Genomic DNA, 9,674 nt, shown 5'->3' on the forward strand with positions numbered 1-9,674 from the left:
AAGCTCACGAGACCGTCATCCCAGCGAACGCTGGGATCCAGCCTTTCGCCCCCGCACCGGACATGCAGGCACCACGACTTCAGCCCGCGAGCGCCGCCCGCACGCTGGCCAGCTTGACGCTGTTGGCGAAGACCGCCATCGCGGTCTCCAGCTGCGGCAAGGAAGGCACCGAGGGTGCGATGCGGATGTTGCGGTCCTGCGGATCGCGACCGTAGGGAAAGGTGGCACCCGCCGGGGTCAGCTTCACCCCGGCCTCGGCCGCCAGTGCCACCGCCGCGGATGCGATGCCGGGGCGCGTGTCGAAGGCGACGAAGTAGCCGCCCGACGGCGCCTCCCATTGCCCGAGGTCGCCACCGGCGAACTGTTCCTCCAGCACGCGCAACACGATCGCGAAGCGCGGCGCGAGGATCGCCGCGTGGCGCTGCATGTGCGCCATCAGCGCATCGCGGTCGGGCAGCAGGCGCACCGTGCGCAACTGGTTCACCTTGTCCGGGCCGATGGTGCACGCAGTGAGGAACGCCTTGAAGCCGGCCAGGTTGGCCGGCGAGGCCGACATGAACGCCACGCCCGATCCGGCATGGGTGATCTTGGAGGTGGAGGCGAACTGCAGCACCGAATTGACGGTACCGTGGGCGCGGCACGCCGCCTCGATCGACGCCAGCGGACGCACGTCCTGCAGGTCATGCACCGCATAGGCGTTGTCCCAGAACACGCGGAATCCCTCCCCGGCCACCTGCGCCAGGCGCGCGATCCGGTCCACGGTCGCGTCGGAGTACACCACGCCGGTGGGATTGGAGTACTTGGGCACGCACCACATGCCCTTGATCGATGGATCGGCGGCAAGCATCGCCTCGACCCGGTCCATGTCCGGGCCGTCGGCGGTCATGGGGACGGTGAGCATCTCGATCCCGAGCTGCTCGCAGACGGTGAAATGACGGTCGTAGCCCGGCACCGGGCACAGGAAGCGCACCGTGCCGCCGCGTGACCACGCGCTGTCCGCGCCCGTGAGGCCGAATCGGTGGGCGACAAGGACGGCCTGGTACATCAGGGTGAGGCTGGAGTTGCCGCCGACCAGCACCGAGCCGGGGTCGACGCCCATCAGCGCGGCGCCGAAGCGCTTGGCTTCCGGCAGGCCGTCCAGGCCGCCGTAGTTGCGTGCGTCGGTCCCGTCCTCGGCCAGGTAGTGCCTGTCGAGGATCCCGTCCAGGGCGTCGGAAAGCGCGAGCTGCTCCGCCGAGGGCTTGCCACGGGTCAGGTCCAGCGCCAGGCCTTGGGCGACGAAGGCCCGGTGCGTGTCCGCCAGCTGAGCTTCCAGTGCCCTGAGCTGCCCGGGCGCGGCATGTTCGAATCGCAAGAGAGGGATCTCCGGAGAATGGGGGACCGCCGGGCCTGTCGCCACTGCGGCCGCGCAAGGATGCGGCAATCGTGCGCGGATGCAAGCCATGCATTGGTCGCACGGCTCCGGCCGCCAACGACGGATGCGCGGCGCGGGTCGCTGCGGCACACTCGGGTACCCGGTCGGAACAGGAGTCGCCATGAAGGTCGTCGAGGTCACGCACCCGCTGGTCCAGCACAAGCTCGGCCTGATGCGTCGCGCGGAGAACAGCACCAAGGCCTTCCGCGAGCTGGCCTCGGAGGTCGCCACCCTGCTGACCTATGAAGCCACCGCCGACCTGGAGACCGAGGCGACCACGGTGGAAGGCTGGGCCGGACCGGTCGCGACCCGCCAGATCAAGGGCGCGAAGATCACCCTCGTGCCGATCCTGCGCGCCGGCCTGGGCATGCTGCCCGGCGTGCTGGAACTGCTGCCGGCGGCCAAGGTCGGCGTGGTCGGCCTGCAGCGCGACGAGGAGACCCTCCGACCGGTGGGCTACTACGAGAAGCTCAGCGGCCGCATGGACGAACGCACCGCACTGGTGCTCGATCCGATGCTGGCGACCGGCGGCACCCTGATCGCCACGATCGACATGCTCAAGGCCGCCGGTTGCCGGCGCATCAAGGGCCTGTTCCTGGTCGCCGCGCCCGAAGGCCTTGCCGCGCTGGAGGCGCGACATCCCGACGTGGAGGTGTATACCGCCTCGATCGACGAGCGCCTCAACGACGTCGGCTACATCCTGCCCGGGCTGGGCGATGCGGGCGACAAGATCTTCGGTACCCGCGCCTGACGCGTCAGAACAGGCGCATCGCCACCACGTAAAGGCCCAGCACGGCCGAAGCGAGCAGGACCGCCCAGCTGAGCAGGGTCCCGGTAAAGCGGCCGAAGGAGTAGCCGCCGCTGCCGGACACGCCGATCGCGTGCAGCACGCGCCCGGCCAGCAGCATCGCGCCCAGCACCCAGATCGCCACCGGGGCCAGGCCAGAGAGCTCGAGCATCATCAGCATCAGCAGGGCCAGCGGCGCCTGCTCGATGAAATTGGCATGGGCGCGGATGCGCTGCTGGAGCAACGCATCGCCCCCGCTGCCCAGGCCGATCTTGCGTTCCCGCCGGCGCAGGGTGACGCGCACCATCAGGACCAGGTTCAGCAGGACCAGCAGGGACGCGAAGAACAGGGTGATCAAGGGCATGGGGTGTCTCCGTGGAAAGCGTCGGGGCGCTGCCGTTCAGCGCTTGCGGCGCCAGCGCAACAGCAGCAGGACGACCAGGGCGGCCAGGCCGACGAGCGCCCAGGACCAGTTCCAGGCCGCGGGTTCTGGCGGTGGCGACGGGTTCGCCGCATCGATCGTGGCGGCGGTCGCGCCACCGGGCGGTCGCGTGCCCGGCGCGGCGGAGCGGCGCAGGCGCCAGGCGCCGTCGCGGAAGGCAACCCGCCCCTGCAAGGGCGGCAGGACCAGCTCGCGCCAGCGGATGCGCAGGTCGCCGACCTGCGGATGCAGCGGGTTCTCGGCGCTGCCCAGGCCGTCGCCGTCGGGCTGGAAGGTTGCGGCCATGTTCAAGGGCAGGCGCGAGAAGCCGGGGCGGAAGGTCCGCCACTCCCCCAGCGCGCGCAGCACCTCGACATCGACCGGGTAGCCGGCCAGGGTCGCGTCCTTCGCCCACCAGCGCGCCGTGTCGAGCGGCATTGGCGGGTTGCGGTGCGCTTCGTCGAAACCGGACGAGTCGATCAGCGCGCTGTTCCATACGGTCTCGTAGCCGTTCGCGGTGGCGCGCCACTGGTACATCTCGACCTGGCGGTCGAGACCGAAGCCGCGGCTGCGGACGCCGAAGTCGCGGTCTTCCAGCGTCGCGTGCGCGGTCGGCGTGGCCCCTTCTTCCAGCACCGGCACCGCGGGTCCGGCGTCCGTGGCGTCCGGGGGCACGGCCACGGCACCGAACGAGGCGAACAACGTCGCCAGGGTCGCCGCCCGCACCCGGGCCAGGCCCGCGAGCCTCCGGCGGGGCGTCATGCAGCCAGCGCCCGTGCCTGCAGACCGGGCACCTCGTGCGCGGTGCCGTAGCGTCCCTTCTCGTCGCGCACCACCTGGGCCAGCGCGCAACCGGGGTCATGGGTGAAGAACAGGTGCACGTTGCGCGCCAGCATGTCGGCGAGGAAGGCCTTCTTCTCGTCGATCAGCAACTCGGCGTTGCGGTCGTAGCCCATCGTGATGGGCACGTGCACCCAGGGCCGGCCGGGGATCAGGTCGGCGCAGAACACCACGCCGCCGTGCGGCTGGCCATCCACGCGCTCGGGGCCGACGATCTCCGCCAGCATGAGGCCCGGTGTGTGGCCGTCGCTGTAGTGGAAGCGCACGCTCTCGCCCAGCAGCTGGCTGTGCGCGCCGTCGACGAGCTCCAGCCGCCCGGTGTTCTCCAGTAGCTCCGGCAGTTCCGGGATGAAGCTCGCGCGGTCGCGCGGATGCGGCTGGCGCGCGCGCTCGAAATGCGCGCGCCCGACCACGTAGCTCGCGTTGGGGAACACCAGTTGCGGCGGCGCGCCGTCGCGCCAGGCGCGCAGCAGGCCGCCGGCATGGTCGAAGTGCAGGTGGGACAGCACGACCACGTCGATGTCGGCCGGCGAGAAGCCGGCCTCGGCGAGCGAATCGAGCAGCACGTGCCGCGACTCGACCACGCCGTACCGATCGCGGAACTTCGGTTCGAAGAACGCGCCGATACCGGTTTCGAACAGCACCGTCCTGCCCGCCAGCGGCGTGGCCAGCAGCGCGCGGCAGGCCAGGTCGATGCGGTTGGCGTCGTCGGGCGCCGCCCAGCGCTCCCACACGGCACGGGGCGCGTTGCCGAACATCGCGCCGCCGTCGAGCTTCTGGCTGTTGCCGAGCAGTGACCAGAGTTTCATGGGCCTAGGGTACCTCGCCCGCCGCGTCGCGGATGCCTACCTTGCCGACGGGATTGCGCGGGTCGGTGCCACCCGACAGGGTGTTGGCCCGCTTGTCCCACGAAACGGTCTGCAGGTTGCCCCACTGGCGCTCGCCGGCGCTGACGGTATGGCCCATGGCTTCCAGGCCCCGTACGGTCGCTTCGTCCAGTGCGCCCGGTTCGGCGGCGATGGTGTCGGGCATCCACTGGTGGTGGATGCGCGGCAGCGCGGCGACCTGTTGGGGGCCGAGCCCGGCGTCGTAGGCCAGGATGCCCAGCAACACCTGGGTGATGATGCGGCTGCCACCGGGCGCGCCCAGCACCGCGACCTGGCCGTCGGACTCGATGAAGCTCGGCGTCATCGAGCTGAGCATGCGCTTGCCGGGCTCGGGCGCGTTGGCGTCGTAGCCCATCACGCCGAAAGCATTGGGCGTGCCCGGGCGCAGGGCGAAGTCGTCCATCTCGTTGTTGAGCAGCACGCCGGTGCCCGGGGCGACCATGCCCGAGCCGTAGAGCAGGTTCACGGTCTGCGTCGCGGACACGCGGTTGCCCTGCGCGTCGATGATCGAGAAGTGGGTGGTCTCCTCGTCCTCCAGTGGCGCCAGTTGCCCCGGCAGCAGGTCACTGGGCGTCGCCTTCTCCGGATGGATGCCGGCGCGCAGGCCCGCGGCATAGTCCAGGCTGGTCAGGCGGGCGATCGGCATCTTCACGAAGTCCGGATCACCCAGGTATAGGGTGCGGTCGCGGTACGCGCGGCGCATCGCCTCGGCGATCACGTGGGTGCGGTGGACGGCATCGAGCTTGTCCAGGTCCCAGCCCTCCAGGACCTGCAGGATCTGCGCCATCGCCACGCCACCCGAGGACGGCGGCGGCGCGGTGGTCACCTTCCACCCACGGTAGTCGAACTGGATCGGCGCGCGCTCCTTCACCTGGTAGCCGGCCAGTTCGGCGGCTTGCCACTGTCCGCCCTCCTCGGCCACGGCGGCGAGCAGCTTGTCGGCCACGTCGCCGCGGTAGAAGCCGTCGTGGCCCTTCTCGGCCAGCAGCTCGAGGGTGCGGGCAAGATCCGGCTGGCGGAAGATTTCGCCTTCCTGCGGCGGATCGCCGTCGGCCAGGAACACCTCCCGGCTGCCGCGGTAGCGCTCCATCACCTCGCGGCGGCGCTCGTAGCCGCTGGCGAGGCGTTCGTAGATCGGGAAGCCCTCGCGCGCGACGCGGATCGCGGGCGCCAGCGATTCGGACAGGGGCAGCTGGCCGTACGTCTCGGCCAGGTGCACCAGCGCGGCGGGCAGGCCGGGGATGCCGGCCGACCAGGGCCCGTTGACCGAGCGGTCGCGGTCGAGCTCGCCGTTGGCGTCGAGGAAGGCCTCGGGCGTCGCCGCCGCAGGCGCGGTCTCGCGGGCATCGATGAACACGTCGCGACCGCTGCGGGCGTCATGCACCAGGAAGAACCCGCCCCCGCCGATGCCCGAGCTGATCGGCTCGACCACCGACAGTGTCGAGGACACGGCCACCGCCGCATCGAAGGCGTTGCCGCCCTTGGCGATGATTTCCATCCCGGCGTCGGTCGACAGGCCGTGGGCGCTGGCGATCGCGGCGCCCGGCGGGTGCGCGGCCGCGGCGGCAGGCGTTGCGCCGGTTTGCGGCTCGGCTTCGGCGCAGGCCTGCAGTGGCAGCATCGAGGCCAGGAGGCCGGCAAGGGCCAGGGTTCGCAGGATCACGCGCATGGATTCGCTCCTGTCGCCACGGCGGGCGGCTGGGTGGATGGCGGCGGGACGCGACCCGCGGTTCATTGTTGCTGCAGCCGGGCCAGTTTCGCCAACAGCTGCGTCTCGGTTTCCGACATGTCCGGGTCCGGATCGATGCACTCGACCGGGCACACGACCACGCACTGCGGTTCGTCGAAATGACCCACGCATTCGGTACAGCGCGCCGGATCGATGACGTAGATGGTCTCGCCCTGCGAGATCGCCTGGTTGGGGCAGGCCGGCTCGCAGACGTCGCAGTTGACGCAGAGCTCGTTGATCTTCAGGGACATGGACGGGGAAGCCGGGAATGAGAGAGGTGGGGCATGAATGGGTAATGGTAAGCCCTTCGACCTCCACTGGCTCGTGCGCTGCGCCAGGTGGGCCAACACGCCGTACAGCATGCCCGCTGCGATCGTCTCGCCGGCTGCCTGAAGGAGCCCACGCGCCCGTCATCCCCGCGAACGCGGGAATCCAGCCCCCGGAACCCGCAGCTGCGACGCGGACAGCTCTCTGCGGGGATGACGCATCGGCAAGTCCGCTCCCGCTTGCCACGAGAGAGGGACGAAGAGACAAAGGCTGGATCCCCGCTTTCGCGGGGATGACGGCTCTGGGGATTACGCCCCTTGCGTGCGCCGCGAAGGGAACGGGCCGGTTCATTGGGAGAGCGGGATCGCGCGATCCACCGAGAAGGCCAAGCAACGGGCTTCGCCTGCGCGCCCGCCGAGAGCCCACCGCAGCGGCCACACACGAAGCCCGCGAGACCCTCGAGCACGTCATCCCAGCGGACGCTGGGATCCAGCTCCTGAAACCCGCAGCTATGAAGCGGAAAGCTTTGCGTGGATGATGCACCGGCAAAGCCGCCCGCGCTTGGCGCGAGCGGAGGACGAAGAGCCAAGGGCTGGATCCCCGCTTTCGCGGGGATGACGGCTCTGGGGATTACGCCCCTTGCGTGCGCCGCGAAGGGAACGTGCCGGTGCATTTGGAGCGCGGAATCGACCGATGAGGTCAAGCGACGGCTTTCGCCTGCGCACCACGCCGAAAGCCCCCCGCATCGGCCGCACACGAAGCCCGCGAGACCCTCGAGCACGTCATCCCAGCGGACGCGGGGATCCAGCTCCTGGAAGCCGCAGCTGCGGCGCGGAAAGCTCTAGGTGGATGATGCACCGGCAAAGCCGCCCGCGCTTGGCGCGGGCGGAGGACGAAGAGCCAAGGGCTGGATGCCCGCTTTCGCGGGGATGACGGCTCTGGGGATGACGCCCCTTGCGTGCGCCGCGAAGGGAACGTGCCGGTGCATTTGGAGAGCGGGATCGACCGATGAGGTCAAGCGATGGCTTTCGCCTGAGCACCACGCCGAAAGCCCCCCCGCATCGGCCGCGCACGAAGCCCGCGAGACCCTCGAGCACGTCATCCCAGCGGACGCTGGGATCCAGCTCCTGGAAGCCACAGCTATGAAGCGGAAAGCTCTGCGGGGATGACGCACCGGCAAATCCGCCCGCGCTGGGGAGCGGGCGAAGGACGAAGCGCCTGAAGGCTGGATCCCCGCTTTCGCGGGGATGACGCACTGACAAAGCCCTGCGCGTTGCGCAGGGGTCAGTGCGTCACTTGGCTTCGACGAACTGGAAGACGGCGCCGGAGGGCTCGACGGCGGTCTTGACGCGCGCGAAGTCGGCATTGTCGCCGATGAACAGGACGCGCACGCCCTTCATCGAACCACTCTGCGCCATTTCGAACGAGGCCACGGCCAGGTCGGCGGTCTTGGCCGAATCCGGCGAACCGTAGGCCAGCAGGGTGCCCGAGACGCCACCGCGCATGACGTCGGTCTGCGCCTTCTCGAGCTGGCGCTGGTACTCGCCCTCGTAGTCGGCCGAGTCGGCGGCGGGCAGCGTGTACAGGTAGACGCTCGACGCGTCGCCGACATTGCGCCTGACGATGTCGGTCAGGTACTCGGCCCAGGCGTTCTCGTCGGTGGTCGTGGGCTTGGCGACCGGAGCGGCTTCGACCACTTCCGTCGTCTCTTCCTTCTGGCAGGCCGCCAGGACAGGCAGGGTGAGGCAGGCGGCCAGGATCAGGCGGGTGGACATCTTCATCGGGATTCCCCTTGGTTTGAACGGAATGTGGGGTTGAAAAACACGATTATGGCGCTTCGCGAGAGCGTTGCCACTCGGCCTGCAACGCGGCGGCCACGGCAGGCGGCACGAAACCGGAGACGTCGCCGCCCAGTCGCGCCACCTCGCGCACCAGCGAGGAGGAAATGAAGCCGTACTGCTCGGCCGGCGTCAGGAACAGGGTTTCGACGTCGGGAATGAGGTGGCGGTTCATGCTGGCGAGCTGGAACTCGTACTCGAAGTCCGAGACCGCGCGCAGGCCGCGCAGCAGCACGCCGGCGCCGACGTCGGAAACGAAATGCGCCAGCAGCGAGTCGAAGCCGCGCACCTCCACGTTGGGATGCCGGGCCACGGCCTGGCGAGCCAGTTCCACGCGCTGGGCCAGCGGCAGCGCCGGCCCCTTGCCGGGGCTCGCGGCGACGCCGATCACCAGGCGCTCGAACAGCGGCGCTGCACGGTCCACCAGGTCGACGTGCCCATTGGTGATGGGGTCGAAGGTCCCGGGATAGACGGCGATGCGTTGGCGGTTCGCGGTCATGGGGCGTCCGTTTTCCTTGCGAATTCAATTGGATGGAGGATTCCACGGCGACAACGGGGCAAGCGGCGACGCGCGTGCAGTGGTGCTTCAGCCACCGGTCCCGGACACGTCCGGCCCCGGTGGGTCGAATGGGCCGAGTTTAGCAGCGGCCACGGCCTGGCGACGGTACAGCGCCTGACGCGACTCGCGGGTCCGCCCCTCGCGATGCAGCGACCAGCCGGCCGGCGGTGCTGGCGGGTGGTCCGCCGGCGACTCCACGTACAGCCAAGCGGTGTCGGCCATCAGCGCCGGCAGGCCCGCCAGCGCGGCGTCCCATAGGCCGGCGGCGAACGGCGGGTCGACGAAAGCGATGTCGAAGCGCTCCGTCGTCCCTGCCTGGCCCTGCAGCCAGCCCAGCGCCTCGGCTTCCACGATCCGCACGGCCTCGCCACCCTCGAGCCGGTCCACGGTCTCGCGCAGGGAGTGGGCCAGGCCGCGGTCGCGTTCGACCAGCACCGCCGAGGCCGCGCCCCGCGACACCGCTTCCAGGCCCAGGGCGCCGCTGCCGGCGAACAGGTCCAGCACCCGCGCCCCCGGCAGCGCAGGCATGAGCCAGTTGAAGAGCGTCTCGCGGACGCGGTCCGCCGTCGGCCGCAGGCCGGCCACCGCCGGCACCGGCAGGCGCGTGCCCCGCCAGCGTCCGCCGATCAGCCTGACCTTCCCGGTCGTGGCGGACGGTGCGGCCGCCGCGGACGATGGCGGCGGGCGCCGATGCGTCGAGCGCTTTTTCATCGGGGCTTGGCGGGGGGCGGTGATAGCATGGGTCCATTCTCGCGCATCTACAGACGCCCCCGCTCGATGGTCAGTTTTTTCCGCCGAAAGAAGCCCGAAAAGCCCCTGGATCCCGAGTCGGAGCGCCGCATCGCGGAGCTCGCCGCGGCCTTCCCGGACGCCGCGCCCCACGACGATGACGCGCCCGCCCCCGCGGACCCGGCGCCGCAGCCGGCGCCGCC

The 9,674-nt window shown here is 70.3% G+C and carries 10 protein-coding genes; 1 reads left to right on the top strand and 9 read right to left on the bottom strand.

Going from position 1 to position 9,674, the window contains the following annotated elements; all coding sequences use genetic code 11:
* Positions 1 to 79: 79 nt before the first annotated feature.
* Positions 80 to 1,354, bottom strand: coding sequence for an aspartate aminotransferase type Ic (locus FKV25_RS10550; RefSeq protein ID WP_211345415.1), 1,275 nt, complete (start codon positions 1,352 to 1,354; stop codon positions 80 to 82).
* A 181-nt stretch (positions 1,355 to 1,535) separates the two neighbouring features.
* On the opposite strand from FKV25_RS10550, the gene upp reads away from it, so the two are divergent.
* Positions 1,536 to 2,165 carry a uracil phosphoribosyltransferase gene (gene upp / locus FKV25_RS10555; protein WP_141518764.1) on the top strand — a complete coding sequence of 210 codons (630 nt, stop codon included), beginning with the start codon at positions 1,536 to 1,538 and terminating at the stop codon, positions 2,163 to 2,165.
* Positions 2,166 to 2,169: 4 nt separating this feature from the next.
* Here upp and FKV25_RS10560 read toward each other — a convergent pair whose 3' ends face one another.
* The 8 genes from FKV25_RS10560 to rsmD form a co-directional block, all read right to left on the bottom strand.
* Complete coding sequence (locus FKV25_RS10560) at positions 2,170 to 2,565, bottom strand: MAPEG family protein (RefSeq protein ID WP_141518765.1); 396 nt, start codon at positions 2,563 to 2,565, stop codon at positions 2,170 to 2,172.
* Between the two features lie 36 nt (positions 2,566 to 2,601).
* Positions 2,602 to 3,384: a TMEM43 family protein gene (locus FKV25_RS10565; protein WP_141518766.1), complete on the bottom strand. Its 783-nt coding sequence runs from the start codon at positions 3,382 to 3,384 to the stop codon at positions 2,602 to 2,604.
* Positions 3,381 to 4,271 carry an MBL fold metallo-hydrolase gene (locus tag FKV25_RS10570; protein WP_141518767.1) on the bottom strand — a complete coding sequence of 297 codons (891 nt, stop codon included), beginning with the start codon at positions 4,269 to 4,271 and terminating at the stop codon, positions 3,381 to 3,383. Before FKV25_RS10570 ends, FKV25_RS10565 begins: the two co-directional genes overlap by 4 nt.
* A gap of 4 nt (positions 4,272 to 4,275) precedes the next feature.
* Positions 4,276 to 6,018: a gamma-glutamyltransferase gene (gene ggt / locus FKV25_RS10575; RefSeq protein ID WP_141518768.1), complete on the bottom strand. Its 1,743-nt coding sequence runs from the start codon at positions 6,016 to 6,018 to the stop codon at positions 4,276 to 4,278.
* 62 nt (positions 6,019 to 6,080) lie between these two features.
* A complete protein-coding gene (locus FKV25_RS10580) occupies positions 6,081 to 6,329 on the bottom strand; it encodes a YfhL family 4Fe-4S dicluster ferredoxin (protein ID WP_141518769.1) in 249 nt (82 codons plus the stop codon).
* Between the two features lie 1,308 nt (positions 6,330 to 7,637).
* Positions 7,638 to 8,126, bottom strand: a complete 489-nt coding sequence (locus FKV25_RS10585; RefSeq protein WP_141518770.1) for a hypothetical protein — start codon at positions 8,124 to 8,126, stop codon at positions 7,638 to 7,640.
* A gap of 46 nt (positions 8,127 to 8,172) precedes the next feature.
* A complete protein-coding gene (coaD, locus tag FKV25_RS10590; protein WP_141518771.1) occupies positions 8,173 to 8,682 on the bottom strand; it encodes a pantetheine-phosphate adenylyltransferase in 510 nt (169 codons plus the stop codon).
* Between the two features lie 87 nt (positions 8,683 to 8,769).
* Positions 8,770 to 9,453, bottom strand: coding sequence for a 16S rRNA (guanine(966)-N(2))-methyltransferase RsmD (gene rsmD, locus FKV25_RS10595; RefSeq protein ID WP_141518772.1), 684 nt, complete (start codon positions 9,451 to 9,453; stop codon positions 8,770 to 8,772).
* Positions 9,454 to 9,674 lie beyond the last annotated feature (221 nt).

This window comes from Marilutibacter aestuarii (assembly GCF_006546775.1).
Taxonomy (GTDB): domain Bacteria; phylum Pseudomonadota; class Gammaproteobacteria; order Xanthomonadales; family Xanthomonadaceae; genus Marilutibacter; species Marilutibacter aestuarii.

Bases quoted from the DNA above. Each gene is read 5' to 3' on its own strand.
- FKV25_RS10585 (WP_141518770.1), bottom strand. From the start codon at position 8,126: ATGAAGATGTCCACCCGCCTGATCCTGGCCGCCTGCCTCACCCTGCCT.
- FKV25_RS10565 (WP_141518766.1), bottom strand. From the start codon at position 3,384: ATGACGCCCCGCCGGAGGCTCGCGGGCCTGGCCCGGGTGCGGGCGGCG.
- coaD (WP_141518771.1), bottom strand. From the start codon at position 8,682: ATGACCGCGAACCGCCAACGCATCGCCGTCTATCCCGGGACCTTCGAC.
- FKV25_RS10570 (WP_141518767.1), bottom strand. From the start codon at position 4,271: ATGAAACTCTGGTCACTGCTCGGCAACAGCCAGAAGCTCGACGGCGGC.
- FKV25_RS10560 (WP_141518765.1), bottom strand. From the start codon at position 2,565: ATGCCCTTGATCACCCTGTTCTTCGCGTCCCTGCTGGTCCTGCTGAAC.
- rsmD (WP_141518772.1), bottom strand. From the start codon at position 9,453: ATGAAAAAGCGCTCGACGCATCGGCGCCCGCCGCCATCGTCCGCGGCG.
- FKV25_RS10580 (WP_141518769.1), bottom strand. From the start codon at position 6,329: ATGTCCCTGAAGATCAACGAGCTCTGCGTCAACTGCGACGTCTGCGAG.
- upp (WP_141518764.1), top strand. From the start codon at position 1,536: ATGAAGGTCGTCGAGGTCACGCACCCGCTGGTCCAGCACAAGCTCGGC.
- ggt (WP_141518768.1), bottom strand. From the start codon at position 6,018: ATGCGCGTGATCCTGCGAACCCTGGCCCTTGCCGGCCTCCTGGCCTCG.